Source organism: Pseudomonas kairouanensis, from assembly GCF_004682055.1.
Taxonomy (GTDB): Bacteria; Pseudomonadota; Gammaproteobacteria; order Pseudomonadales; family Pseudomonadaceae; genus Aquipseudomonas; species Aquipseudomonas kairouanensis.
Map to the genome: position 1 here is coordinate 40,847 of NZ_QUZU01000002.1, position 26,901 is coordinate 67,747.

Annotated in this window: 21 protein-coding genes; 17 read left to right on the forward strand and 4 right to left on the reverse strand. The window is 56.1% G+C overall.

Annotated features, from left to right (window positions below):
• Position 1 precedes the first annotated feature (1 nt).
• Positions 2–1,516 (forward strand): ABC transporter substrate-binding protein, encoded by a 1,515-nt coding sequence (locus DYL59_RS02540; protein WP_135287761.1) that lies wholly within the window; start codon positions 2–4, stop codon positions 1,514–1,516.
• 135 nt (positions 1,517–1,651) lie between these two features.
• Here DYL59_RS02540 and DYL59_RS02545 read toward each other — a convergent pair whose 3' ends face one another.
• From DYL59_RS02545 to DYL59_RS02560, 4 genes are all read right to left on the reverse strand, one after another.
• Positions 1,652–2,392 carry a YciK family oxidoreductase gene (locus tag DYL59_RS02545; RefSeq protein ID WP_122486964.1) on the reverse strand — a complete coding sequence of 247 codons (741 nt, stop codon included), beginning with the start codon at positions 2,390–2,392 and terminating at the stop codon, positions 1,652–1,654.
• Between the two features lie 186 nt (positions 2,393–2,578).
• A complete protein-coding gene (mupP, locus tag DYL59_RS02550) occupies positions 2,579–3,250 on the reverse strand; it encodes an N-acetylmuramic acid 6-phosphate phosphatase MupP (protein WP_135287762.1) in 672 nt (223 codons plus the stop codon).
• Between the two features lie 4 nt (positions 3,251–3,254).
• A complete protein-coding gene (gene ubiG, locus DYL59_RS02555; RefSeq protein WP_003189760.1) occupies positions 3,255–3,953 on the reverse strand; it encodes a bifunctional 2-polyprenyl-6-hydroxyphenol methylase/3-demethylubiquinol 3-O-methyltransferase UbiG in 699 nt (232 codons plus the stop codon).
• A 64-nt stretch (positions 3,954–4,017) separates the two neighbouring features.
• Positions 4,018–5,349: a TRZ/ATZ family hydrolase gene (locus DYL59_RS02560; protein WP_135287763.1), complete on the reverse strand. Its 1,332-nt coding sequence runs from the start codon at positions 5,347–5,349 to the stop codon at positions 4,018–4,020.
• Between the two features lie 110 nt (positions 5,350–5,459).
• On the opposite strand from DYL59_RS02560, the gene mtnA reads away from it, so the two are divergent.
• The 16 genes from mtnA (at position 5,460) to DYL59_RS02645 (ending at position 26,897) form a co-directional block, all read left to right on the forward strand.
• Positions 5,460–6,530 carry an S-methyl-5-thioribose-1-phosphate isomerase gene (gene mtnA / locus DYL59_RS02565; RefSeq protein ID WP_135287764.1) on the forward strand — a complete coding sequence of 357 codons (1,071 nt, stop codon included), beginning with the start codon at positions 5,460–5,462 and terminating at the stop codon, positions 6,528–6,530.
• A gap of 424 nt (positions 6,531–6,954) precedes the next feature.
• Positions 6,955–9,609, forward strand: coding sequence for a DNA gyrase subunit A (gyrA, locus tag DYL59_RS02570; RefSeq protein ID WP_135287765.1), 2,655 nt, complete (start codon positions 6,955–6,957; stop codon positions 9,607–9,609).
• A gap of 231 nt (positions 9,610–9,840) precedes the next feature.
• Positions 9,841–10,926, forward strand: a complete 1,086-nt coding sequence (gene serC / locus DYL59_RS02575; protein ID WP_135287766.1) for a 3-phosphoserine/phosphohydroxythreonine transaminase — start codon at positions 9,841–9,843, stop codon at positions 10,924–10,926.
• Positions 10,926–12,020: a prephenate dehydratase gene (gene pheA, locus DYL59_RS02580; protein WP_135287767.1), complete on the forward strand. Its 1,095-nt coding sequence runs from the start codon at positions 10,926–10,928 to the stop codon at positions 12,018–12,020. Before serC ends, pheA begins: the two co-directional genes overlap by 1 nt.
• Positions 12,021–12,029: 9 nt before the next feature.
• Positions 12,030–13,142, forward strand: a complete 1,113-nt coding sequence (gene hisC / locus DYL59_RS02585) for a histidinol-phosphate transaminase (RefSeq protein WP_135287768.1) — start codon at positions 12,030–12,032, stop codon at positions 13,140–13,142.
• A gap of 28 nt (positions 13,143–13,170) precedes the next feature.
• Complete coding sequence (locus DYL59_RS02590) at positions 13,171–15,381, forward strand: bifunctional prephenate dehydrogenase/3-phosphoshikimate 1-carboxyvinyltransferase (RefSeq protein WP_238340601.1); 2,211 nt, start codon at positions 13,171–13,173, stop codon at positions 15,379–15,381.
• Positions 15,378–16,067 (forward strand): (d)CMP kinase, encoded by a 690-nt coding sequence (gene cmk, locus DYL59_RS02595; RefSeq protein ID WP_003172653.1) that lies wholly within the window; start codon positions 15,378–15,380, stop codon positions 16,065–16,067. The genes DYL59_RS02590 and cmk overlap by 4 nt, the downstream gene beginning before the upstream one ends.
• A gap of 120 nt (positions 16,068–16,187) precedes the next feature.
• A complete protein-coding gene (gene rpsA / locus DYL59_RS02600; RefSeq protein WP_135287770.1) occupies positions 16,188–17,879 on the forward strand; it encodes a 30S ribosomal protein S1 in 1,692 nt (563 codons plus the stop codon).
• A gap of 160 nt (positions 17,880–18,039) precedes the next feature.
• On the forward strand, positions 18,040–18,324 hold the full coding sequence (locus DYL59_RS02605; RefSeq protein ID WP_135287771.1) for a hypothetical protein: 285 nt from the start codon (positions 18,040–18,042) through the stop codon (positions 18,322–18,324).
• 132 nt (positions 18,325–18,456) lie between these two features.
• Complete coding sequence (gene ihfB, locus DYL59_RS02610; protein WP_023966377.1) at positions 18,457–18,753, forward strand: integration host factor subunit beta; 297 nt, start codon at positions 18,457–18,459, stop codon at positions 18,751–18,753.
• Positions 18,754–19,826: 1,073 nt separating this feature from the next.
• Complete coding sequence (locus DYL59_RS02620) at positions 19,827–20,885, forward strand: hypothetical protein (RefSeq protein WP_135287773.1); 1,059 nt, start codon at positions 19,827–19,829, stop codon at positions 20,883–20,885.
• 37 nt (positions 20,886–20,922) lie between these two features.
• Positions 20,923–21,732: a glycosyltransferase family 2 protein gene (locus tag DYL59_RS02625; RefSeq protein WP_135287774.1), complete on the forward strand. Its 810-nt coding sequence runs from the start codon at positions 20,923–20,925 to the stop codon at positions 21,730–21,732.
• Entirely contained in the window at positions 21,729–22,784 is a 1,056-nt protein-coding gene (locus tag DYL59_RS02630; RefSeq protein ID WP_135287775.1) for a glycosyltransferase family 4 protein, read from the forward strand. The genes DYL59_RS02625 and DYL59_RS02630 overlap by 4 nt, the downstream gene beginning before the upstream one ends.
• Entirely contained in the window at positions 22,777–23,751 is a 975-nt protein-coding gene (locus DYL59_RS02635; RefSeq protein WP_167496647.1) for an NAD-dependent epimerase/dehydratase family protein, read from the forward strand. Before DYL59_RS02630 ends, DYL59_RS02635 begins: the two co-directional genes overlap by 8 nt.
• Before the next feature lie 596 nt (positions 23,752–24,347).
• Positions 24,348–25,337, forward strand: a complete 990-nt coding sequence (locus tag DYL59_RS02640; RefSeq protein ID WP_135287777.1) for an oligosaccharide flippase family protein — start codon at positions 24,348–24,350, stop codon at positions 25,335–25,337.
• 459 nt (positions 25,338–25,796) lie between these two features.
• Entirely contained in the window at positions 25,797–26,897 is a 1,101-nt protein-coding gene (locus DYL59_RS02645) for a glycosyltransferase family 4 protein (protein WP_135287778.1), read from the forward strand.
• Positions 26,898–26,901 lie beyond the last annotated feature (4 nt).

A 26,901-nucleotide genomic window follows, 5' to 3' on the forward strand; every position in this document is an offset into this window, starting at 1 on the left:
CATGCAATCGCGCCACCTGAAGTTGCTTGCCGCTGCAACATTGACTGCGTGGTCGTTGACCGCCGGTCTGGCACAGGCCGCCGGTGTACTGACCATCGGCTGCCGTGAAGACAGCACCACGTTCGACCCGATCAAAAGCGCGCAAAACCGCGATACCTGGGTCTTTGCCAACGTCTATGACACCTTGGTGCGTGTCGACAACCTGGGCACCAAGATGGAACCGGGGCTGGCAGAAAGCTGGGAGATATCCAAGGACGGCCTGACCTACACCTTCAAACTGCGCGATGCGAAGTTCTCTGACGGCTCGCCCATCACCGCCCAAGACGCGGTATTCAGCCTGCTGCGTATCCGCGACAACAAGGCCTCGCTGTGGAGCGACCCGTTCAAGCTGATCGACACGGCCAAGGCCACTGATGCCAACACCTTGGTGGTCACCCTGGCCACCCCGGCGGTTGCGTTCCTGTCCCAACTGGCTTCGCCGACCGTGTCGATCCTGTCGGAAAAAGCCATGACCAAAATGGGCGAAGACGCCTACGCGGAAAACCCGGTGACGTCCGGTGCATTTACCGTGGACGAGTGGCGCAAGGGTGATCGGGTAATTCTCAAGAAAAACCCGAATTTCTGGCAGGCCAAGAACGTCAGCCTCGATGGCGTGGAGTGGGTCTCGGTCACCGACGACAATACCCGTATGCGCATGGTGCAGAACAACGAGTTGGACACTGCGATCTTCGTGCCTTTCTCCCGCGTTGAAGAGCTGAAGAAAGACAAAAACGTGGTGGTGCATTCCGACCCGTCTACCCGTGAAGATCACCTGTTGATCAACCACGAACATGGCCTGTTGGCCAAGCCGGAAGTGCGTCAGGCGCTGGACATGGCCATCGACAAGCAATCGCTGGTGAAGACCGCTACCTTCGGTCAAGGCACCGTGGCCTATTCCTACATCCCCAAGGGCTCGCTGTACCACTACGCCAACAACCTGCAACGCCCGTACGACCCGGCCGAAGCCAAGAAACTGCTGGCCGCCGCCGGGGCCAAGGACTTGAAGCTGAACTACGTGGTCAACGCCGGCAATGAAGCCGACGAGCAGATTGCGGTGATCATCAAAGATCAGTTGGCCAAGGTCGGCGTGACCGCCAACCTGCAAAAGGTCGACCCGACCCAGAGCTGGCAGATGCTGGTAGACGGCGAATACGACATCTCAGTGATGTACTGGACCAACGACATCCTCGACCCGGACCAGAAAACCACCTTTGTGCTGGGCCACGACACCAACCAGAACTACATGACCCGCTACAAGAACGACAAGGTCAAGGACCTGGTGGCCCAGGCGCGCATCGAAGCCGACCCGGTCAAGCGTGAGCAGATGTATGTGGAGTTGCAGAAATTGGCGAAGCAGGATGTGAACTGGATTGACCTGTACTACAGCCCCTACATCAACATCTCACGCAGCAACATCAGCAATTTCCTGCAAAACCCGCTGGGCCGCTTCACCCTTGAGGAAGTGGTGAAAAACTAAGCTCTTAAACACCCCGCAATACAAATGTGGGAGGGGGCTTGCTCCCGATTGCAGTGGATCAGTGAAGAATTGCTCAACTGACCCACCGCTATCGGGAGCAAGCCCCCTCCCACATTTAGTCCTGCTACGTTCCGGCTATTGCGCGTCGAACGCCTGCCCATTAATGCCCGTACTGTCCGGCCCCATCAGGTACAGGTACACCGGCATGATCTCTTCCGGCGTCGGGTTGTCCGTCGGGTTCTCCCCCGGATACGCCTGGGCCCGCATGCTGGTGCGCGTGGCCCCTGGGTTGATGCTGTTGGCCCGCACTGGCGCGACAGTGTCGAGTTCATCGGCCAGGGTTTGCATCAGGCCCTCGGTGGCGAATTTCGACACGCCATAAGCGCCCCAATACGCCCGACCCTTGCGCCCTACGCTGCTGGAGGTGAACACCACCGACGCATCCTGGGACAGCTTGAGCAGCGGCAACAAGGTGCTGGTCAGCATGAACATCGCGTTGACGTTCACATGCATCACCCGCATGAAGTTCTCGCCAGACAACTGCTCAATGGGCGTGCGCGGCCCGATGATCGAGGCGTTGTGCAGCAGGCCGTCGAGGTGGCCGAACTCTTTTTCGATCATCGCTGCCAGCTCATCGTATTGATGGGGCAGGGCGGTCTCCAGGTTGAAGGGGATCACTACCGGCTGAGCGTGGCCGGCCGCTTCGATCTCGTCGTACACCTGGGCCAGGTTGGCTTCGGTCTTGCCCAGCAACAGCACGGTGGCGCCATGGGCGGCGTAGGTCTTTGCCGCTGCGGCGCCAATCCCACGACCGGCGCCGGTCACCAGGATGACCCGGCCTTTGAGCAGTTCTGGACGTGCAGAGTAATCAAACATAAATAGCCTCGACAAAATTCAGCAGGTTTAAACCCCAAATCTGTAAGCGCTGAAGATCCCCTGTGGGAGCGGGCTTGCTCGCGAATGCGGTGGGTCAGTTGAAGTGTCTGTGGCTGACACTGCGCATTCGCGAGCAAGCCCGCTCCCACATTTGGATCTCCATCAATCCGCAAACCTAGCGAACACTCAGCAACTGCACAACGCGTTATCCAGCACCTTGCGCAGTTCCAGCGGGTGATCCACCACCACATCCGCGCCCCAGTGGCGCGGGTTGTCATCCGGGTGGATATAGCCATAGGTCACTGCTGCGGTGCGCGTACCGGCATCGCGGCCGGACTCAATGTCCCGCAGGTCATCGCCCACGAACAACACGCTGGCCGGGTCCAGGCCGAGCATCTTGCACGCCAGGATCATCGGCTCCGGGTCCGGCTTGCTGTTTTTTACGTGGTCCGGGCAAATCAGCAGCGCCGAACGCTCAGCCAGGCCCAGTTGCTGCATGATTGGTTCGGCAAAGCGCAGCGGCTTGTTGGTGACCACGCCCCAGACCAGCTTGGCTTTCTCGATGTCTTCCAGCAACTCGGCCATGCCGTCGAACAGTTTGCTGTGGATCGCGCAGCCCTTGACGTAGCGCTCCAGGAACTCCAGGCGCAGTTCTTCAAAGCCTGGGGACTCGGGGTCCATCGAGAAGGTCACGGCGACCATCGCCCGCGCACCGCCGGAAATTTCATCGCGGATGTGCTGGTCGTTGATCGGCGCCAGGCCGCGATCGGCGCGCATGGCCTGGCAAATGGCGATAAAGTCCGGCGCGGTGTCCAGCAGGGTGCCGTCCATGTCGAAGAGTACTGCTCGCAACTTCACAGGCTTACTCCTCGCGCAGGGTCTGGATCATGTAGTTGACGTCAACGTCGTTGGCCAGCTTGTAGTGCTTGGTCAGCGGGTTGTAGGTCAGGCCGATGATGTCCTTGACGGTCAGGCCGGCCTGACGGCTCCACGCGCCCAATTCGGATGGGCGGATGAATTTCTTGAAGTCATGGGTGCCGCGCGGCAGCAGCTTCATGATGTATTCGGCGCCGATGATGGCGAACAGGTAGGCCTTGGGGTTGCGGTTGATGGTGGAGAAGAACACCTGGCCGCCGGGCTTGACCATACGGAAGCACGCACGGATCACCGAGGAAGGGTCTGGAACGTGTTCCAGCATTTCAAGGCAAGTGACCACGTCGAACTGCTCGGGCATCTCTTCGGCCAGGGCTTCGGCGGTGATCTGGCGGTATTCCACGCTCACGCCGGATTCCAGCTGGTGCAGTTGGGCCACGGCCAATGGCGCTTCACCCATGTCGATGCCCATTACGGTGGCGCCGCGCTGGGCCATGGCCTCGCTGAGGATGCCGCCGCCGCAACCGACGTCCAGCACCTTCTTGCCCGCCAGGTTGACGCGTTCGTCAATCCAGTTGACCCGAAGCGGGTTGATGTCGTGCAGGGGCTTGAACTCGCTTTCGCGGTCCCACCAGCGGTGAGCCAGGGCTTCGAATTTGGCGATTTCGGCGTGGTCGACGTTGCTCATGGTGAATCCTCTAAAGCTGAAAAATCGGGTTGCAGGGCTTGAGCATGCGGGCTCAAACCCTTCGTTATTCGCTGTGCCCGCTGATGCGCTGGCCCCAGGCAATGGCCGTGGTGGTCAACTGTTGTTCATCCATGCGGGTCAATTGCCGGTCGTCGAGCAACTGCTTGCCGGCGACCCAAAGGTGTTTCACGCAATCGCGTCCGGTGGCATAGATAAGCTGTGAGACCGGATCGTAGATCGGTTGTTGCGCCAGCCCCGACAAGTCGAAGGCCACAATATCGGCAGCCTTGCCCACTTCCAGCGAGCCAATCTCGCTCTCCAGGCCCATGGCTCGCGCACCGTTGAGCGTAGCCATGCGCAGCGCGCGGTGGGCGTCCAGGGCGGTGGCAGAACCGGCGACGGCCTTGGCCAGCATCGCTGCCGTGCGGGTTTCCCCCAATAAATCCAGGTCATTGTTGCTGGCGGCGCCATCGGTACCAATGGCCACATTGACGCCAGCCTGCCACAGACGCTCCACCGGGCAGAAGCCGCTGGCCAGTTTCAGGTTGGATTCCGGGCAGTGGATGATGCTGGTGTTGCTTTCTACCAGCAAAGCCAGGTCGTCCTCGCTGATTTGGGTCATATGAACGGCCTGGAAGCGTGGGCCCAGCAGCCCCAGGCGACCCAGGCGCGCCAATGGCCGCTCGCCAGTGTGCTCGACCGCTTGCTGCACTTCGAAGGCGGTTTCGTGAACGTGCATCTGGATGGCGGCATCGAGTTCTTCGGCGATCACCCGGATTTTTTCCAGGTTGTCGTCGCCCACGGTGTAGGGCGCATGGGGGCCGAAGCTGATCTTGATGCGGGGGTGGTGCTTGAGGTCGCCGAACAACTCGATGCCCTGGCGGATCGCCTCATCGGCGGTGCTGGCGCCGGGGATCGGGAAGTCGAGGATCGGAATCGCGATCTGCGCGCGCATACCGCTGTTATGCACGCAGTCGCTGGCCACCTTAGGGTAGAAGTACATATCCGAGAAACAGGTGATACCGCCCTTGAGTTGCTCGGCGATGGCCAGGTCGGTGCCATCACGCACGAAGGCTTCATCGACCCATTTGGCTTCGGCGGGCCAGATGTGCTTTTCCAGCCAGGTCATCAGCGGCAGGTCATCGGCCAGGCCGCGAAACAGGCTCATCGCCGCGTGCCCGTGGGCGTTGATCAGGCCAGGGCTGAGCAGCATGCCGGGCAACTCACGTGTTTCAGTGGCTTTGAGTTTAAGCGCTGCTGCCCGTGGGCCGATAAACGCAATGCGTCCGTCGCGGATGCCCAGGCCGTGTTCCTTGAGCACCACGCCGGCAGGTTCGACGGGTACCAGCCAGGTCGGCAGTAGCAGCAAGTCGAGCGGGGCGGCAGTGGTGGTCATCGAAGGCTTCTTCCCAGGCAGCTATATAAAGAGGGGCGAAGTATACCCGAGCGTCCTGGCTGGCGGATCGCTATAATCGGCGGCTTTTGTTCATGAGTGCGGAGTAGGGAATGCGCGATCGACTGTTGGCTGCGGAGAAAGTAAAGGCCATCGATTGGCGCGATGGCACGCTGCACCTGCTCGATCAACGTGCCTTGCCGTCCCTGGAAAGCTGGGTGACCTGCCGCACCGTAGAAGAAGTGGCGGCGGCTATTCGCTCGATGGTGGTGCGGGGTGCGCCAGCGATTGGAATCAGCGCCGCCTACGGCCTGGTGCTCGCCGCCCGTGAGCGGATTGCCGAGGGCGGTGACTGGCAGGCTGCGTGGGAAGAAGACTACGCACTCTTGGCCGATACCCGGCCGACCGCGTCGAACCTGTTCTGGGCGCTCAAACGCATGCGCGACCGCCTGGACCGGGTCAAGAAGCACGCCGATCCGGTGGCGGTGCTGGAAGCCGAGGCCATTGCGATTCATGAGAGTGATCGGGAAGCCAATCTGGTCATGGCCCAATTGGGGGTCGAGCGGATCCGCAAGCATCAGGGCAACGCCCAGGCGATCCTGACCCATGGCAACGCAGGTGCGCTCTCGACAGGCGGCGTCGGCACGGCGCTGGGGGTGATTCGCGGGGCCTTCCTGGAGGGCTTGGTGGAGCAGGTCTACGCCAACGAAACCCGGCCGTGGTTGCAGGGTTCGCGGCTGACTGCCTGGGAGTTGGCAGGTGAGGGCATTCCGGTGACGGTGAATGCCGACTCGGCGGGTGCGCACATTCTCAAGACCAAGGGCGTGACCTGGGTGATCGTCGGCGCCGACTGCATCACCGCCAATGGTGATGTGATCAGCAAGATCGGCACCTACCAGCTTGCCGTGTGTGCCATGCACCACGGCGTGCGCTTTATGGTGGTGGCGCCGAGTTCGACCATTGACTTGATGCTGGCCACTGGCGATGACGTTGCGTTGGAAGAACGTGACTCGGGTGAGTTGTTGGAGATCGTCGGGCAGCGCTTGGGGGTGGAGGCGTTCAATCCGGTGTTCGACGTTACGCCGGCTGATTTGATCGATGTGATCGTGACGGAAAAGGGCATCGTTGAGCGCCCGGATACAGCCAAATTGGCCAAGTTGATGTGCCGTAAGCGTCTGCATTGAGGGCTTTGGTTCCTGTTGGATTGCCTTCGCGAGCAAGCCCGCTCCCACATTTTGAATGTGTTCACAAATCAAATGTGGGAGCGGGCTTGCTCGCGAAGGGGCCTTTAAGTCAATAAATTCTTCGGATCTCCCCTCGAAAAACAGGCTGGATCCTTCTCTAAGCCCCTCTCGTCCCCCTCAAGCCTGTCACCCGTCAACTAACTATGCTCCATGCGCATCAGGGGGATAGGTGCGTGGCGGCGATTGTGATAACATCCGGCGGTTTCCAGGGCCACCCCGAGGGGTTGCCCATAACGCGCAGATCCGTGTCATAACTCGTTGATTTGTCGTAAGTCGTTGTCAGGCACCGTGCCGGCAGCGGCGAGCTTCGTTCGTCCCATATGGATGTGACGAGGTTTCACCCGAAAAAGGAATCAGGCTTCTCATGGGCGAACTGGCCAAAGAAATCCTCCCGGTCAATATCGAAGACGAGCTGAAACAGTCCTACCTCGACTACGCGATGAGCGTAATTGTCGGGCGGGCACTGCCTGATGCGCGCGATGGCTTGAAGCCCGTGCACCGGCGTGTGCTGTTCGCGATGAGCGAGCTGGGTAACGACTGGAACAAGCCGTACAAGAAATCTGCCCGTGTTGTCGGTGACGTGATCGGTAAGTATCACCCTCACGGCGACACTGCGGTGTACGACACCATCGTTCGGATGGCCCAGCCATTTTCCCTGCGCTACCTGCTGGTAGACGGCCAGGGCAACTTCGGTTCGGTCGACGGCGACAACGCTGCGGCCATGCGATACACCGAAGTGCGCATGACCAAGCTGGCGCACGAGCTGCTGGCCGACCTGCATAAAGAAACCGTGGACTGGGTGCCGAACTACGACGGCACCGAAATGATCCCGGCTGTCATGCCCACCAAGATCCCCAACCTGCTGGTCAACGGTTCCAGCGGTATTGCCGTGGGCATGGCCACCAACATCCCGCCGCACAACCTCGGTGAAGTCATCGACGGTTGCCTGGCCCTCATCGACAACCCTGAGCTGACCGTCGATGAGCTGATGCAATACATCCCGGGCCCGGACTTCCCGACTGCCGCGATCATCAACGGTCGTGCCGGCATCATCGAAGCCTACCGCACCGGTCGCGGCCGCATTTACATGCGCGCCCGCTCGATGATCGAAGACATCGACAAGGTCGGTGGCCGCCAGCAGATCGTCATCACCGAACTCCCTTACCAGCTGAACAAGGCACGTCTGATCGAGAAGATCGCCGAGCTGGTCAAAGAGAAGAAGCTCGAAGGCATCACCGAGCTGCGCGACGAGTCCGACAAAGACGGTATGCGCGTGGTGATCGAGCTGCGTCGTGGTGAAGTGCCTGAGGTGATCCTCAACAACCTCTACGCCCAGACCCAGCTGCAAAGCGTGTTTGGTATCAACGTGGTTGCACTGATCGACGGCCGCCCGCGCATCCTGAACCTCAAGGATCTGCTGGAAGCCTTCGTGCGTCACCGCCGCGAAGTGGTCACCCGTCGTACCGTATTTGAACTGCGCAAGGCCCGTGAACGCGGCCATATCCTGGAAGGCCAGGCGGTTGCGCTGTCGAACATCGACCCGGTGATTGCCCTGATCAAAGCCTCGCCAACCCCGTCGGAAGCCAAGGAAGCGCTGATCAGCACCCCTTGGGAATCCAGCGCTGTGGTGGCCATGGTTGAACGTGCCGGCGCCGACTCGTGCCGTCCAGAGACCCTGGACCCACAATACGGCCTGCGCGAAGGCAAGTACTTCCTGTCGCCGGAGCAGGCCCAGGCCATCCTGGAACTGCGCTTGCACCGCCTGACCGGCCTGGAGCACGAGAAGCTGCTGGCCGAGTACCAGGAGATCCTCAACCAGATCGGCGAGTTGATCCGCATCCTCAGCAGCGCCGTGCGCCTGATGGAAGTGATCCGCGAAGAACTGGAAGTGATCCGCGCCGAATACGGCGATGTGCGCCGCACCGAGATCCTCGATGCACGCCTGGACCTGACCCTGGGTGACATGATCCCGGAAGAAGAGCGCGTTGTGACCATCTCCCACGGTGGCTACGCCAAGACCCAGCCGCTGGCTGCGTACCAGGCCCAGCGTCGTGGCGGTAAAGGTAAATCGGCTACCGGCGTGAAGGATGAGGACTACATCGCTCACCTGCTGGTCGCCAACAGCCACACCACGCTGTTGCTGTTCTCCAGCAAGGGCAAGGTGTACTGGCTCAAGACCTACGAAATTCCGGAAGCCTCCCGCGCCGCCCGTGGTCGCCCACTGGTCAACCTGCTGCCGCTGGACAGTGATGAATACATCACCACCATGTTGCCGGTTGAGGAATACACCGAAGGTCACTTCATCTTCATGGCCACCGCCAAGGGCACCGTGAAGAAGACCCCGTTGGAATCCTTCAGTCGCCAGCGCAGCGTGGGCCTGATCGCCCTGGAACTGGACGAAGGCGACGTACTGATTTCCGCTGCCATTACCGATGGCGAGCGTGAAGTCATGTTGTTCTCCGATGGTGGCAAGGTCACGCGTTTCAAGGAGTCCGACGTTCGCGCCATGGGCCGTACCGCCCGCGGTGTGCGCGGCATGCGTCTGCCAGAAGGGCAGAAGCTGATTTCGATGCTGATCCCGGAAGAAGGCAGCCAGATCCTCACCGCTTCCGAGCGTGGTTATGGCAAGCGCACAGCCATCAGCGAGTTCCCGGAGTACAAGCGTGGCGGCCAGGGCGTAATCGCCATGGTCAGCAACGACCGCAACGGCCGCCTGGTTGGCGCGGTGCAGGTGCTCGATGGCGAGGAGATCATGCTGATTTCCGACCAGGGCACCCTGGTGCGTACCCGTGTTGACGAGGTGTCGAGCCTGGGCCGTAATACCCAGGGCGTGACCCTGATCAAGCTGGCCAAGGACGAAAAACTGGTCGGCCTGGAGCGTGTGCAGGAACCGTCGGAAGTCGAAGGCGAAGAGCTCGAAGGCGAGGAGTTTGAAGGTGAGGTCATCGCAACCGGCGATGACAACGTCGACGAACCGACCCTCGATGCTGCCGCAGACGAAGAAGAACCGCAGGAATAAGCGGGCACACAGGGGGCGGATGAAGATTCGCCCCCTTGTTGTTTGTCCGGATGGAAATATCGACAGCTAAGGAGATCCCTTGTGGGAGCGGGCTTGCTCGCGAAAGCGGACTGACATTCACTAAAGATGTCGCCTGTCAGATCGCTTTCGCGAGCAAGCCCGCTCCCATATTGGATCGGCTGTCGGCTGATATGTTCGTGTGACTACCACCAGATCAGAGTGAGATTGGATGTGAGCAAGAGAGCCTATAACTTCTGTGCCGGTCCCGCGGCGCTTCCTGAAGCAGTCCTGCAGCGCGCGCAGGGTGAACTCCTCGACTGGCACGGAAAAGGCCTCTCCGTGATGGAAATGAGCCATCGCAGCGATGAGTTCGTGTCCATTGCCACCAAGGCCGAGCAGGACCTGCGCGACTTGCTGGACATCCCTTCCAACTACAAAGTGCTGTTCCTGCAAGGCGGCGCCAGCCAGCAGTTCGCCCAGCTGCCGCTGAACCTGCTGCCGGAAGACGGCACTGCCGACTACATCGACACCGGCATCTGGGGCCAGAAGGCCATTGAAGAGGCCTCTCGTTACGGCAACGTCAACGTAGCAGGCACTGCCAAGCCCTACGACTACTTCGCCATTCCGGGTCAGAACGAATGGCAGCTGTCGAAGGACGCTGCCTACGTGCACTACGTGGCGAACGAAACCATCGGCGGCCTGGAGTTCGACTGGGTGCCAGAAGTGGGCGACGTTCCGCTGGTGTGCGACATGTCTTCGGACATCCTCTCGCGCCCAATCGATGTGTCCAAGTACGGCATGATCTACGCCGGCGCCCAGAAGAACATCGGCCCCAGCGGCATCCTGGTCAACATTATCCGCGAAGACCTGCTGGGTCGCGCCCGTTCGCTGTGCCCGACCATGCTCAACTACAAGGTCGCGGCCGATAACGGCTCGATGTACAACACCCCGCCGGCGTTTGCCTGGTACCTCTCCGGCCTGGTGTTCGAGTGGCTGAAAGAGCAGGGCGGTGTCGCCGCCATGGGCAAGCTGAACGAAGAGAAGAAGCGCACCCTGTACGACTTTATCGACGCCAGCGGCCTGTACAGCAACCCGATCAACCTCAGCGACCGCTCGTGGATGAACGTGCCGTTCCGCCTGGCTGACGATCGCCTGGACAAGCCGTTCCTGGCCGGTGCCGACGCCCGCGGCCTGTTGAACCTCAAGGGTCACCGTTCGGTCGGTGGCATGCGCGCCTCCATCTACAACGCTGTCGACATCAACGCGATCAACGCGCTGGTGGCCTACATGGCAGAGTTCGAAAAGGAACACGGCTAATGTCTGAGCAAGAACTCAAGGCCCTGCGGGTTCGCATTGACAGCCTGGACGAGAAAGTCCTGGAACTGATCAGTGAGCGTGCGCGCTGCGCCCAGGAAGTGGCACGGGTGAAGATGGCGTCCCTGGCGGAAGGCGAGGTGCCGGTGTTTTACCGGCCTGAGCGTGAAGCCCAGGTGCTCAAGCGTGTGATGGAGCGCAACAAGGGCCCGCTGGGCAACGAAGAGATGGCGCGGTTGTTCCGTGAAATCATGTCGTCGTGCCTGGCTTTGGAGCAGCCGCTGAAAGTGGCGTACCTAGGCCCGGAAGGCACCTTTACCCAAGCCGCTGCGATGAAACACTTCGGCCACGCTGTGATCAGCAAGCCAATGGCCGCGATTGACGAGGTGTTCCGCGAAGTGGCGGCTGGTGCGGTGAACTTTGGCGTGGTACCGGTGGAAAACTCCACCGAGGGCGCGGTCAACCACACCCTCGACAGCTTCCTTGAGCACGACATGGTGATCTGCGGCGAAGTCGAGTTGCGCATTCACCATCACCTGCTGGTGGGCGAGAACACCAAGACCGACAGCATCAGCCGCATCTACTCCCACGCCCAGTCCCTGGCCCAGTGCCGCAAGTGGCTGGACGCCCATTACCCGAATGTGGAACGCGTGGCGGCGTCCAGCAACGCCGAAGCGGCCAAGCGGGTCAAGGGTGAGTGGAACTCGGCGGCCATCGCCGGGGACATGGCGGCGGGCCTGTACGGCCTGACGCGCCTGGCTGAGAAAATCGAGGACCGCCCGGACAACTCCACGCGCTTCCTGATGATCGGTAACCAGGAAGTGCCGCCGACCGGCGACGACAAGACCTCGATCATCGTCTCCATGAGCAACAAGCCCGGTGCGCTGCATGAGTTGCTGGTGCCGTTCCACGACAACGGGATTGACCTGACGCGCATCGAGACACGTCCTTCGCGCAGCGGTAAATGGACCTACGTGTTCTTTATCGATTTTGTCGGCCATCATCGCGACCCGCTGGTCAAGGGTGTGCTCGAAAAGATCAGTCAGGAAGCCGTAGCACTCAAAGTGCTGGGCTCTTACCCGAAAGCGGTTTTGTGAGGCTTTAACATGAGTGGCAACTTCCTCGCCCTGGCACAGCCGGGCGTGCAACAACTGTCGCCTTACGTTCCGGGCAAGCCTGTGGACGAGTTGGCGCGTGAGTTGAATCTGGATCCGTCCAAAATCGTCAAGCTGGCGAGCAACGAGAACCCGCTGGGTCCGAATCCTAAGGTGCTGGCGGCGATTCGTGAGGAGTTGGCCGAGCTGACCCGTTACCCTGATGGCAATGGTTTTGCACTCAAGTCGTTGTTGGCGGAAAAATGCCGGGTCGAACTGAATCAGGTCACCCTGGGCAACGGCTCCAACGACATTCTGGAACTGGTCGGCCGCGCCTATCTGGCGCCGGGCTTGAACGCCGTGTTCAGCGAGCACGCGTTTGCCGTTTACCCGATTGTTACCCAGGCAGTGGGTGCCGATGCGCGCGTCATTCCAGCCAAGGACTGGGGGCACGACCTGCCGGCCATGCTGGCCGCCATCGATGCTCAGACCCGTGTGGTCTTCATCGCCAACCCGAATAACCCGACCGGCACCTGGTTCGACGCGCAGGCACTGGACGACTTCCTGCAGGACGTGCCCGAGCATGTGCTGGTGGTGCTGGACGAGGCCTACATCGAGTACGCCGAAGGCAGCGACCTGCCAGACGGCCTGGATTTCCTGGCGGCGTACCCGAACCTGCTGGTGTCGCGCACTTTCTCCAAGGCTTACGGCCTGGCGTCGCTGCGGGTTGGCTATGGCCTTTCCACAGCCGTCGTCGCCGACGTGCTGAACCGTGTACGCCAGCCGTTCAACGTCAACAGCCTGGCCCTGGCGGCGGCTTGTGCGGCAGTGAAAGATGCTGACTACCTGGAAGAGGGTCGTCGCCTCAACGAAACCGGCATGCAACAGTTGCAGGAAGGTTTCCGTGAGTTGGGCCTGGGTTGGATCCCGTCCAAGGGCAACTTCATTTGTGTCGATCTCGGCCAGGTGGCCGCACCGGTGTTTCAGGGCCTGCTGCGTGAAGGCGTGATCGTGCGTCCGGTGGCCAACTACGGCATGCCGAATCACCTGCGTATCACCATCGGCTTGCCGGCAGAAAACGCCCGCTTCCTGGAGGCGCTGGCCAAGGTTCTGGCCCGTGGTTGATGTCACTGCATTGCAACCTGCTGTGCCTATGATCGGTCGCCTGGTGGTGGTCGGCCTTGGATTGATTGGCGGCTCCTTTGCCAAAGGCCTGCGTGAAAGCGGGCTGTGCGGCGAAGTGGTCGGTGTGGACCTGGACCCGCAATCGCGCAAGCTGGCGGTTGAGTTGGGTGTGGTGGATCGCTGTGAGGCAGACCTGGCGCTCGCGTGCCAGGGGGCGGACGTGATCCAGCTCGCCGTGCCGATCCTGGCCATGGAAAAGTTGCTGGCGCTGTTGGCTGGCATGGATCTGGGCCAGGCGATCCTCACGGACGTCGGCAGCGCCAAGGGCAATGTGGTGCGCGCAGCGAAACTGGCGTTTGGCGGCATGCCTGTGCGGTTTGTACCGGGGCATCCGATTGCAGGCTCCGAGCAGAGCGGGGTGGAAGCGTCCAACGCGCAACTGTTTCGTCGCCACAAGGTAATCCTGACCCCGCTGGAGCAGACCGATCCGGCCGCGCTGGCCGTTGTGGATCGTCTCTGGCGCGAGCTGGGGGCGGATGTGGAGCATATGCAGGTCGAGCGCCATGATGAAGTGCTGGCGGCGACCAGTCATTTGCCGCACCTGCTGGCCTTTGGCTTGGTGGATTCGCTGGCCAAACGCAACGAGAACCTCGAGATTTTCCGTTACGCCGCCGGTGGCTTCCGTGATTTCACGCGCATTGCCGGTAGCGACCCGGTGATGTGGCACGACATCTTCCTCGCCAACCGCGAAGCGGTGTTGCGTACCTTGGATACCTTCCGCAGTGACCTCGACGCCTTGCGTGACGCGGTCGATGCCGGGGATGGCCACCAATTGTTGGGCGTGTTCACCCGTGCGCGGATGGCGCGTGAGCATTTCAGCAAGATCCTGGCGCGCCGGGCCTATGTGGAAACCGCAGTGAACGCCGATGAGCTGACCTTTATCGCCAACCCGGGTGGCCGCTTGAGCGGGCGTATTCGGGTGCCGGGCGACAAGTCGATCTCCCATCGGTCGATCATGCTGGGTTCGCTGGCCGATGGCGTGACAGAGGTCGAAGGGTTCCTTGAAGGCGAAGATGCCTTGGCGACCCTGCAGGCGTTTCGCGACATGGGCGTGGTGATTGAGGGGCCGCACCATGGGCGTGTGACCATTCATGGGGTGGGCTTGCATGGTTTGAAGTCTGCGCCGGGGCCGATTTACCTGGGTAACTCCGGTACGTCGATGCGATTGCTGTCCGGGTTGCTGGCGGCACAGAGCTTTGACAGCGTGCTGACCGGTGATGTCTCGCTGTCCAAGCGTCCGATGAGTCGCGTGGCCAAGCCATTGCGGGAAATGGGTGCGGTGATCGAGACGGGGCCAGAAGGGCGTCCGCCGCTGACCATTCGTGGCGGTCAAGTGCTTAAAGGTCTGACTTATTCGATGCCAATGGCCAGCGCCCAGGTCAAATCCTGCTTGTTGCTGGCTGGGCTGTATGCCGAGGGCAAGACGGCGGTGACCGAACCTGCGCCGACCCGTGACCATACCGAGCGCATGTTGCGTGGGTTTGGTTATCCGGTGGCGGTGGAGGGGGCGACGGCGTCGGTAGAGTCGGGTCACGCGCTGACGGCGACCCATATTGAAGTGCCGGGGGATATTTCCTCTGCGGCGTTTTTCCTGGTGGCCGCCTCGATTGCCGAGGGCTCCGAGTTGCTGCTGGAGCATGTCGGCATCAACCCTACACGTACCGGGGTGATCGACATCCTGCGGCTGATGGGCGCGGATATCACCCTGCAAAACCCTCGCGAAGTCGGCGGCGAACCTGTGGCTGACCTGCGCGTACGTGCAGCGCCGTTGAAGGGGGTCGAGATTCCCGAGGCGCTAGTGCCGTTGGCTATCGATGAGTTTCCGGTGCTGTTCGTTGCGGCAGCCTGTGCCGAGGGTCGAACCGTGTTGCGCGGCGCCCAAGAGCTGCGCGTGAAGGAGTCTGACCGTATCCAGGTCATGGCCGATGGTCTGCTGGCGCTGGGGGTGAAGTGTGAACCGACCCCTGATGGGATTATCATCGACGGTGGCCTGATAGGGGGGGGTGAAGTCCATGCCCAGGGTGATCATCGGATTGCCATGGCGTTCAGTGTGGCTTCCCTGCTGGCGACGGCGCCGATTCGTATCCGTGACTGCGCCAATGTAGCTACGTCTTTTCCGAACTTTCTTACACTGTGTGCCCAAGTCGGCATCCGTGTTGCCCAAGAGGCTCAATTGTGAATATCAAAGCACCGGTGATTACCATCGACGGGCCAAGCGGCTCGGGCAAAGGCACGATCGCCGGCATCCTGGCCAAGCGCCTGGGTTGGTGCCTGCTGGATTCCGGCGCGCTGTATCGCCTGCTGGCCTTTGCCGCACGCAACCATGGCGTCGATCTCACCAACGAAGAATCCCTGAAGCTGCTGGCGGCGCACTTGGATGTGCAGTTTGTCGGCGCGACGGAAGGTCATCCACAACGCATTATCCTCGAAGGCGACGATGTGACCGATGACCTGCGTAATGAGCAGGTCGGCTCCTGGGCCTCCCAGGTTGCTGCGCTGCCGGCCGTGCGTGATGCCCTGCTGCAACGCCAACGGGCATTTCAGGAGCCGCCGGGCCTGGTGGCCGATGGCCGCGACATGGGCACAGTGGTGTTTCCCGAGGCACCATTGAAGATTTTCCTGACTGCCAGCGCCGAGGAGCGTGCTCGTCGCCGTTACTTGCAGTTGAAGGGCAAAGTCGATGGTGTTAGTCTGTCGAGTCTGCTAGATGAGATCCGTGCACGTGATGAACGTGACACCCAGCGTGCGGTAGCCCCGCTCAAGCCGGCGGCTGACGCCATACAGCTGGATTCCACGGAGTTGTCCATCGAGCAGGTGCTGGAACGCATCTTGAGTGAAATCGCCATTCGCGATATCGCCGGGTGATCAAGAAGGCCGCAGGGGACCAGTCATAGTCCTGCGGTGGCTTCTTTTAACTGAAACTGACCCACACCGTCTGGGGTGTGGAGATGGGCGTATTCTTCGCCCTTATCAACAGGAATTAAAATGAGCGAAAGCTTTGCGGAACTCTTTGAAGAAAGCCTAAAAACCCTGAACCTTCAGGCAGGCTCCATCATCACCGGTGTTATCGTTGATATCGATTACCAAGCTCGCTGGGTAACCGTTCACGCTGGTCTGAAGTCTGAAGCTCTGATCCCGCTGGAACAGTTCTACAACGATGCTGGTGACCTGACTATCAATGTCGGTGACGAAGTTCACGTTGCTCTGGACTCGGTTGAAGACGGTTTCGGTGAAACCAAGCTGTCCCGTGAAAAAGCCAAGCGCGCTGAATGCTGGATTGTTCTCGAAGCAGCCTTCGCAGCTGAAGAAGTGGTCAAGGGCGTTATCAACGGTAAGGTTAAAGGCGGCTTCACTGTCGACGTTAACGGCATCCGTGCGTTCCTGCCAGGTTCTTTGGTCGACGTTCGTCCTGTGCGCGACACCACGCACCTGGAAGGCAAAGAACTCGAATTCAAGGTCATCAAACTCGACCAGAAACGCAACAACGTTGTCGTTTCCCGTCGCAGCGTCCTGGAAGCAGAGAACTCCGCCGAGCGTGAAGCTCTGCTGGAATCCCTGCAGGAAGGCCAACAAGTCAAAGGTATCGTCAAAAACCTCACCGACTACGGCGCATTCGTCGACCTGGGTGGCGTGGATGGCCTGCTGCACATTACCGACATGGCTTGGAAGCGCATCAAGCATCCATCGGAAATCGTCAACGTTGGCGACGAGATCGATGTCAAGGTTCTGAAATACGATCGCGAACGCAACCGTGTTTCCCTGGGCCTGAAGCAACTGGGTGAAGATCCATGGGTTGCTATCAAAGCTCGTTACCCAGAAAGCACTCGCGTAACTGCGCGTGTTACCAACCTGACCGACTACGGCTGCTTCGCTGAGCTGGAAGAAGGCGTTGAAGGCCTGGTACACGTTTCCGAAATGGACTGGACCAACAAAAACATCCACCCTTCGAAAGTCGTACAAGTCGGCGACGAAGTGGAAGTTATGGTTCTGGACATCGACGAAGAGCGTCGTCGTATCTCCCTGGGCATCAAGCAGTGCAAATCTAACCCATGGGAAGATTTCTCTGGCCAGTTCAACAAGGGCGATAAAATCTCCGGCACCATCAAGTCGATCACCGATTTCGGTATCTTCATTGGTCTGGACGGCGGCATCGACGGCCTGGTTCACCTGTCCGACATCTCCTGGAACGAAGTTGGCGAAGAAGCTGTTCGTCGTTTCAAGAAGGGCGACGAGCTGGACACCGTTATCCTGTCGGTTGACCCAGAGCGCGAGCGCATCTCCCTGGGTATCAAGCAACTGGAAAGCGACCCGTTCTCTGAATACGTTCAGGACAACGACAAAGGCGCAATCGTTAAAGGCATCGTGAAAGAAGTTGACGCCAAAGGCGCCATCATCGTTCTGGCCGACGATATCGAAGCAACTCTGAAAGCCTCCGAAATCAGCCGTGACCGCGTTGAAGACGCGCGCAACGTTCTGAAAGAAGGCCAGGAAGTAGAAGCCAAGATCATCAGCGTTGACCGCAAGAGCCGTGTAATCCAGCTCTCCATCAAGTCGAAAGACGATGCTGAAGAGAAAGAAGCCATCCAAAGCTTGAAAGACAAGCCTTCGGATAGCATTGCTGCTGGTCCTACCACTCTGGGCGACCTGTTGCGTGCACAAATGGAAAAACAGAACTAAGTTCTGCTAGACCATAAAAAAGGGCGACTTCGGTCGCCCTTTTTTGTGCCTGAAATTCCTTGATCCAACAGCCGAGAACCAAGACGTTCAGCGCAGTGTCAGAACTGACTATAGTCTTAACAAAAGCGGCTCCCGTGTTGTGGCTTCAATAAGGAACTGAATGAACAGGCTTATCGTAGTATTCGTAGTGTTAGCGCTAGCAGGCTGCTCTGTTACCAGTGCCAAGACCCATGCCAGGCGCGGCGTCAGCGGCATAGAAGTCGATTGCTCAGGGTTGGGCAACAGCTGGGACAAGTGCGAGAGCCGTGCTGCTCGAGAGTGCAAGCAGCAGGGCTACAAGGTGATCACAAGGTCCAGTGACGCCAAGGACGAAGAGGGCGACTACCTCTTCGGCTGGAACCCCGCCGGCGCCGTAACCCGCACCATGTTGGTGATCTGCAATTGAGGGTGTAACGCGGGTATTGCAGGCATCTATCTAACCTGTATATAAGTTGCTGTATGGGCTGTTCAAATTCATCAAGTCATGCTAAAACCTTCGAAGCGCTTTTCCTAGCTGCTTGAAAAAGAAGGGAAAATTATGACGAAGTCGGAGTTGATCGAACGAATTGTCACCCATCAAGGGCTGCTCTCATCCAAGGATGTGGAGCTGGCTATCAAGACCATGCTTGAACAAATGTCCCAGTGCCTGGCAACGGGTGACCGGATTGAGATCCGGGGGTTTGGGAGTTTTTCGTTGCACTACCGTGCGCCACGGGTTGGACGGAATCCTAAGACTGGGCAGTCGGTGAGTCTGGATGGGAAGTTTGTGCCTCATTTCAAGCCGGGGAAGGAGTTGCGGGATCGGGTGAATGAGGAGGAAGAAGATGGGGTCTGAGTTTCTTTGAGGATAGCTGCCATGGGTAAAGTAGGGCGTATTTTCTTGGGGGTGACCCTGATCGCTCTCATCTTGTCGATCATCGCATTCGTGTTGGAAAACCAGCAGGGTGTGGCTTTGTCTTTTCTTGGGCGGATAAGCGCCAAATTACCGGTAGCTGTGTTTGTGGTGCTTGCTTTGATAGTTGGTGCCTTGATAGGACCCTTCTTGGGGGTGTTAACGAGGCTAGCGGGGCAGTCCAGGCGCTTGTGAGCGGATTACTCTTGTCTCGGCGATGGGCTTCAGTGAGGTCTAAGCTGTAAGCGGCTTAAGCGTTGATTGGTCGGTGCTACCATCAATTCGATATCAGGCGATTCGTTGTAATCTGGTGTCTACTTCTCTTGAGCTATACTCGGGGTAATATCGTTACTATTGGTTCGGATGTTTTATACGGTTAGCTCTGTTTTTTATAGCGTATTACCCGATTTGGTTTTTTAGAAGATTTCGCATGATGCGAGATCCCACGTTTGTAAGTGATATGTGTTCTGCTCGTCAGTCCAGCGTGTATTTTTAAGGCGCTCGGAATTTCGAAAGGTCTAGCGAGGGCAATTGGTAGTCGCCCGAATTTTCCATCAATCGTTCTCCTCCCCAAGTACCACGCAGTTTGAGATCAGTATTGGGCGCGATATCACCTTGAGCTATCCCGTGCAGAGCCTTGCTTGCCGTGAAGGAGTGCCCAAGGGGAGTGGGTCCTGGAGCGAGCATATAAGGCCTCATCGGCTGATGGGGGGCTGAGTACTCGTTAGGAAGGGCGTTCCAATATAAGCAAACTGGGGGGGGGGGATGAGAGCAAATAGTTGGCAAGCCACCCATGGCGCAGCTAGCTCTGTGCCCCAAATTGTCCTCGATTTGGTAGTTCAGAGGGCGAGAGCAGCCAGTGATCGGCTTTACAGGGGCTACTGTGATAAGCAACTTGGGGCGCCTCGGAGATGCTGGAAGATTGATAGGCACGAGAAGCTGATGCTTGATAGAGCCTGTGGTATATGCCGATGAAGTATCTATGCTATTTGCTCGGCGCCTTAATGGTTTTTCCCGTGAAGATGCTCGAGATTCGCGGTGTGAATTACAAGTTAGATGAGTTTTTGCTTGTTTTTATAGGTATGGTTTATTTGTGCGCTCGTCACGCTAAGCCTGTGATGTTGGGTTATATCTTTATTGTCCTGTTTTATTTTTTTTACGGGGTAATACTGGTTTATGTGAGTGGCCTTGTTGTTAACTACGATGTGTTCTTTCGTATACTACAGGTATTGCTTGTCATCATTGTCATGTCGCTGATGTCTGATGTTGAAAAAACGGCGATGCTTGATGGGATGGCCAATTGGGGGCCGGTGTTTGCGCTATTGATAGTGTTCTATCTGGTATTCAATTTGGACTACTCAGCAAGTATTTTGGTGGAAAGTCAGCAATACTATAAGGATTTCTTCAATGGCCCATATTCATTTCTGAGTGTGCACATTAATACGGTTGGTGCGGTATTGCTGCTGTCGATCTATTTGAATTTGTTGAAGTATAAAGTTACCGGGAATACGATGTATTTGTTGCTCAGCATGTTTATGCTGCTTCCGCCTCTAATGCTCTTGTCCAAGGGGGACGTGCTGGCCGTCGCGCTCGCTTTGGTTTATCTGTATTTCGCAAAATTTAGAGTGCCGAATTTGTTCTTTGCGTTCCTGGCGCTAGCAGCGGTAATCGCCGCCGTTAGCGGAGATTTTTCCCGGTTTGACCCGACGCGAGAGATTCTCTACAGCACTGCACTGGAGGCATTTATTCAAAATCCATTCGGATACGGCATCGGCACTGAAAGCCAGGTTATATTCGCGTTGTCTGGAGTTAATTACCCCGCCCATAACTTTTTGTTAAGCGCTGCAATCGAGACGGGTGTGGTGGGGGTGGCGTTTTTCCTTGCGTTGGTAATTTATAGTTATCGGCGAAATAAAAGCCTTCTGGCCAGGGCATTTTTATTGGCATTCGTTGTGGTGGGATCTTTTGGTAATGTGATGTATTTTTACAAGTATCACTTCGTGTTTTTTATGATTATAAATGCTTTGTTTGACAAGGTGTATTGTCGGTCAGTGCAATTACGTAGTCAAAGATAGGCCGTGATCTAAGTGAATTAAGATGGGGTGAACTGGGATGCCTAGGGCGAAAATTGGAATTGTAGTTGCTACGTACAATAGTGAGCGAACACTGCGCGAGTGTTTGGATTCTATTTTGGCGCAGAACTTTAAAGACATTTATTTGTATATTCAAGATGGCGGTAGCACTGATGAGACGTTACATATTATAAAAGAATACGAAATGGCGAGATTTTCCAGTGAGAAGGATTCTGGCGTTTACAATGCATGGAACAAGGCATTGGTGCAGGTGGATGCAGAATGGATAACGTTCCTGGGGAGTGACGATTATTTTAGCTCGCCATCGGCGCTATCATCGGTAATTGAACACCTAGATGCTGCCCGCGAGCGCGGCATTAACATCGTCTATGGAAAAAATAATCTCGTCGATCAGTCTGGAGCATATATTGCAGAGGTTGGTCTGCCTTGGGAGATGGCAAGTGTCGGTTTGAAAAACAAGATGACGATACGTCACCCGGGTTGCTTTCATCATGCTTCTTTGTTTGACGCAGGGAATGGATTTGACGAGAGTTATAAGGTAATAGGTGATTACCATTTTATTCTGCGCGCGCTTCGTGCGCAGGAGGCTGGCTTTTATCCTTTTTCAGTCGTCTCTCATCGCGTGGGAGGGCTTAGTAATAAGCCGAGTTTGATGATGTCTATTATTCGTGAGAATTTCAGGCTTCGGAAAGAGTTGGCTCTATCTCCAGTGTATTTGGTTGACTCGATTTTTCTCAAGCGATTGACTCTTTTCGTGCTTAGTGTTGTGTTGGGTGATCGTGGGGTGATGAGGCTGCTATCGGTTTATGGAGGGGCTGTGAAGAAATGAAAATCTGCTATGTGGTTCCGGCCATTGTTAATAAAGCCCCTATTTTAGTGGTTTTGCAGTTGTGCGAGCAGATGCTTCTTAAGGGGCATGATGTTACGGTGCTTTATTTTGACGAGCGTGTCGAGATTGAGTTGCTCGCGGGTGTAAGCTTTGAGCGAGTTGGTTTTTATAGGACCTTTGATTTTTCTATCTATGATGTAGTTCACTCTCACTTGTTGAGAGCTGATGCTTTTGTATTCAGAAATAAATCGTTATTTGGTAAGGTGCGCTATGTAAGTACGCTGCATAATTATGTGGAGAGGGAATTGTATTTTCACTACAACAAATTTGTCTCTTTTGTTTTTAGTTTTATTTGGAATGTATGTTGGTTGCGACACAATCGTTTGGTTGTTTTGAGTGAGGATGCGGTTAAGTACTACTCGAGGTTTTCATATAATAAGAAAATAACCCGGGTTTACAATGGTCGGGATGTTGTTATTAATTATGGTTTGATCGAGGATTGGTGCGCTACTGAGATCAGCGCGTTAAAGGCTTGTGTAGATGTTTTATTGGGTACGTACTGCGTGCTCACTGCCACTAAAGGCGTTGATCAGTTAATTAGGTTGTTGAGTGAAAATGCTCGGGTGGGGCTGGTGGTTATTGGTGATGGGCCGGCGAAGAAGTCATTGCAAGAGCTGAGTGTAACGTTGGGTGTTGATAATCGTTGTGTCTTTATTCCGTCCGTTCCATATGCGCACCAATGTAATATTTTTTTCGATGTATTTGCCATGCCTTCGCGCGCGGAAGGTTTTGGGCTTGCTTTGATTGAGGCTGCCCTCCATTCGAAAAAGATCGTGTGCTCAGATATCCCTATCTTTCGGGAACTTTTCACTGAGGAGGCGGTTTGTTTTTTCAAAGTGGATGATGTGCCTAGCCTTAACGCAGCGGTGATGAAGTGCGTGGCCGACGAGTCTAAGGCAGCGGCGGTGCTGAAAGTTGCTCGTGAGCGTTATAGCTCTTCTGCGATGGCGTCCAGCTATCTTATGGTCTATGAGGGGTTGCAGCGTGACTAACTTTAAGGTTTTGGTTACCGGTGGGTCAGGCTTTATAGGGACCAACTTGGTGTGCCGGCTAAAGGAATTGGGGTGTGCGGTTCTAAGCCTTGATGTGGCGCCACCCAGAAATAGTGACAATTTCGACGTCCACCACTATTGTGATATTTGCGATTTAGAGCTACTGGCTGAGGCGTTTGAGTTATTCAAGCCCAATTATGTATTTCACCTTGCGGCGCGTACAGATCTTTGTGGTAAGACCCTGGAGGACTACCGGGAAAATATTGCGGGTGTGGAGAACTTGTGCAAGGTTCTGTCCTCGGCTCATTACGTCAGGCATACCGTATTTGCTTCCAGTATGCTGGTTTGTAGGGCTGGGCATATACCGTCTACGATCGAAGATGTTTCGCCGACTACGGTATACGGCAAAAGCAAGGTAGAGGGTGAGCGCATCGTTAAGAAGTGGAAGGCGCAGGTACCCAGATGCACTATCGTACGTCCTACATCTATTTGGGGGCCTTGGTTTGGAGAACCTTATCGAAATTTCTTCGATATAGTGCTCGCCGGTCGCTATATTCGAATTGGCAATGCGTCGAGCACGAAAACGTACGGTTATGTAGAAAACACAGTGAATCAGATCATTTCTATTTCTCAATCGCCTGACGACAGGGTTGAATATTATTATATTGGTGATACGCCACCCCTGAATGTCGATGAGTGGAGTTTGAGCATTGTATCGCTTGCAGGTCGTCGGAAGCCGATCAAGGCGCCGATGTTTTTTTTCCACAGCTTGGCGCTTGTTGGTGATGCCTGCAATTTTGTCGGTTTGAGGTTTCCTTTTGGTAGTTTTAGGCTGAGAAACATGACAACTGATAATGTTGTGAATTGCTCTCCTGCGGAAAAGTCGAATGCATACCCCGCAGTAGGGCAGGAGGAGGGCATTGCGAAAACATTGTCATGGCTGAAGGTGCCATCAGTTGCAAAATAGTCGCATATCTCGAGTTGTCCCACCGCTTCATGGTGGGGCGCTCAAGGACGTAATTTCCTTTTCTGGATGGGGATTCGCAAGCTTCAGCATGCATGTGCTAGGTGGTGCTTTACCTGTTAAATCAAGGGTCTACGCTTGCTCAAACACTTTTCAGTGCTCCGGCGTCATGCTAAGGTTCTCATTGTCGCCAGGCTTTATGTTCGGTCGGTATAAGTGCTTTGTGCTGTCGAGTCATCCAGCGGTAGTGCTGTTTCGGTCGTGTTGTTAAATACGTTTTTTGTAAAGTCTGGACGTGTGGTGGAGGTACAGGACCCGCGTATTTCCGAAGGGGCTGAATTGCGACGGAATATAGAAGATGTCTTTAAATTTCATTGATTTTCCCAAAGTTACCCGTTGTGTGCTGAAGGGCTGTAATGTATGAATAGCGCTCGCAAGAGCGTAGCAGCGAACTTCCTGGGGCAGATCTGGGCAGCCTTGATGGGAATCTGCTTTGTACCTTTGTACTTAAAGTTTATTGGCGTTGAAGGTTACGGCTTAATTGGATTGTTTGTAATTCTTTCTGCTGCGATGACGATGCTTGATGGGGGGGCGGTGCGGTGGCGACTACAGAGGCTTCAGTATATGAGGCGGCTTCGCCGACTGAAAAACTAAAAGTGGTTTTACTACTGAGAAGCGTTGAGTGGATATTTTGGGGTGTAGCGCTCACGGCCGGCACGGTCGTCATATGTTTGGCACCGGTGATTTCTTACTATTGGCTTGATGTGACGCCCAGCAAGCTGGAGTCGGTGACTCAGTCGCTAAGAGTCATGGGCGTGGCGTTGGTTCTTCAGTTTCCTATCGCATTCTATTATGGCATTCTGACAGGGCTTCAGAAGCAAGTCGAATTAAATATTGCGACCTTTGTTTTTGCAACGTTGCGTTCGGTCGGTACTGTGCTGGTGTTGTGGCTTGTTTCACCTACGGTCGAGTGGTTCTTCATATGGCAGTGTGTGATAAATGTTCTGACCGTTTTTATTTTGCGTATTCAGTTGGTTCGAGAGTTGGGCTGCTGGAAGCAATCTCGGCCGTTTTCTGTTGAGGCGCTGCGTCGCCTTCGTGGCTTTGCAGTTGGTGTTGGGGTGACAAACGCCCTGGCGTTTTTATTGATGCAGGCCGACAAAATCGTGTTGTCAAAAACGCTGTCATTGACGGATTTTGGTTATTACATGCTTGCGTGGACGTTAGGAACGATTGCCTTCAGGATGATATCGCCAGTCTTTAATGCTTATTATCCTAAACTCGTTGCAGCGGTGGCTTCTGGAGATACAGCAGATGTGTTTGGGTCATACATCAGGGCAAGTCAGATACTGTCGATGCTGGTCGTTCCGTTTTCTGTGTGGATTGCAGTGTACAGCCACCCGTTGCTTGCGCTGTGGACCAGGGATTCGAATATCGCCGCCGCTGCCAGCGGACCGCTCGTGATACTGATTGTGGGTACGATGGTTCGTTCGTTTATGCATATGCCTTATGCGTTGCAATTGGCCCATGGCTGGACCCGGTTCAGCGTCTGGCAAAATTTATCGCCGCGCGTCTTGTGGTCCCATTGACGTATTATTTGGCCAGTACCTACGGGCTCACCGGTAGTGCATGGCCTTGGCTGTTACTGAACTTGGGTTTTGTTGTCTTGTACCCGCCGATTATTTTTAGAAAGTTAGGTGTCAAGCCGTCGAAGCTTTGGTACCTGGAAGCAATTGTCATCCCAATAATGATTTCAGTGTGTTCATTGTGGTTTTTCAAGTTGATCTATGACGTTTTAAGTGTCGGTAATATTTTTTTGATTTTTTTATCGCTAGGGGTAAGCTATGTTCTCGTGGCGCTCCGGTTGTTCGTTTTTCGCTTTGATATCCAGAGGGTTCAGTGGAGAATTGCACTGTAATACATTAATGAGCCCTATGACGCTGGCGCAGCCTCGGCAGCCCTTGTTCAAATTGGCAGTGGCTTTGATGCGCTACGAGCTTAGTTTTTAATCGGTTGGGGCTTAATCTTCTCTCGAGCGAAAAAATAATATGCGTGTTGCTTTCGATTATCAAATATTCGCCTTGCAAAACTACGGTGGAATTTCTCGTTATTTTTGCCGCATTGCCGAGCAGATGGCTCAGGCGGGTACCGATGTGAGGGTTTTTTCGCCCCTATACCGCAATGCTTATTTAAATGAATTGTCTGACGAGATCGTTCATGGGCGTTGGATAGAAAATTATCCGCGTTATACAGCTAGGCTCATGCTGGGGTATAACCGTCTTCAAGGGCGAGTGGCGATGAGCCGTTGGCGGCCCCAGGTGGTGCATGAAACCTATTACGCCCGTTCTAGCACGGCCCCCAAGGGGTGCCCGACTGTTCTGACGGTCTACGATATGATCCATGAACTGTACCCCGAAAGCTTCTCTTCAGAAGATAAGACATCCCAGCTCAAGCGACGGGCGGTAGAGCGTGCGGACCACGTCATCTGTATTTCAGAGAGCACACGGCAAGACCTCATGAGGCTGTTTGCTGTCCCCGAAAGCAAGTTGTCTGTTGTTCACTTGGGCTTTGAGCAATTCAAACTGGTCGCGGAAAAAAAACAGGCCCGGTGGCCCAGACCCTACCTGTTGTATGTCGGGGCGCGCTTTGCCTACAAGAACTTCGCCGGGCTGCTTCGTGCCGTGGCGGGCTCAACACGGTTGAAGTCGGATTTCGACATTGTTGCCTTTGGCGGCGGTGGATTCTCCGCAAGCGAACATGAGTTGATGCAGCGCCTCGGTTTTGCAGTGGGTCAGGTGCGGCAGATGGGTGGGGACGATGCGTTAATGGGTGACCTCTATGAGGGCGCCCAGGCGTTCGTCTATCCGTCTATCTATGAGGGCTTTGGCCTTCCTCCGTTGGAGGCGATGGCGCATTCTTGCCCTGTCATCAGTAGTGGTACCAGTTCAATGCCTGAAATCATCGGTGATGCAGGTGTTTTTTTCGACCCTGTTAATGATGATGAAATGGCTGGAGCGATAGAAAGGGTGGTTTACTCTGACAGCGAAGTTGCGAGATTGGTGGCGCTCGGTCATGAGCGCTTAAATCATTTTTCATGGCAGCGCTGTAGCCAAGAAACACTATCGATCTACAATTCATTACAAAGGTAATACT